Here is a 434-nt window from a genome sequence, read left to right as displayed (position 1 = left end):
ACCGCGACGGCGAGCGCCGGCACCGCGAAGGCGAGCAGCTTGCCCGCGAGGAAGCCGAGCATGAACGGCAGCGCGTGAATGACGGGGCGCTTGCGGCGGTTCAGCCATCGGCCGGGCGCCGGCCACGTCAGGTAGCGATGAAACATCAGCGCGACGAGTACCGCGACGAGCGAGATCCCGGTGTAGGCAAAGGGTTTCGAATTGGCGAGCGACATCAGCTCGGACATGACGCCGAGCGGCACGTCGGGCCCGACGTTCGCCGGCAGGACGGAACGGTAATGCGCGACGAACGCGGCGGCCAGATGATAGGCCGCCCACGCGGATGCGCCCGTCGGCACGAGCCAGTCCAGGAACCATCGCGTGGCCCAGCCGAATCGGCCTGTCTCCAGCTTCGGCGGCGGCAGGCGCAGATGGCGATACGCGAAGGCCGAGAG

At 69.1% G+C, this 434-nt stretch carries 1 protein-coding gene; it reads right to left on the bottom strand.

The window, feature by feature from the left end:
- Nucleotides 1–434: hypothetical protein (locus tag J5M56_RS25720; protein WP_207938148.1), on the bottom strand; the 434-nt coding region annotated here is incomplete at both ends.

This window comes from Pseudomonas sp. 51_B (assembly GCF_017491595.1).
Lineage (GTDB): Bacteria > Pseudomonadota > Gammaproteobacteria > Pseudomonadales > Pseudomonadaceae > Aquipseudomonas > Aquipseudomonas promysalinigenes.
Note: the sequence above shows the minus strand (reverse complement) of the source record. Positions and strands in the feature narration are given on the sequence as shown.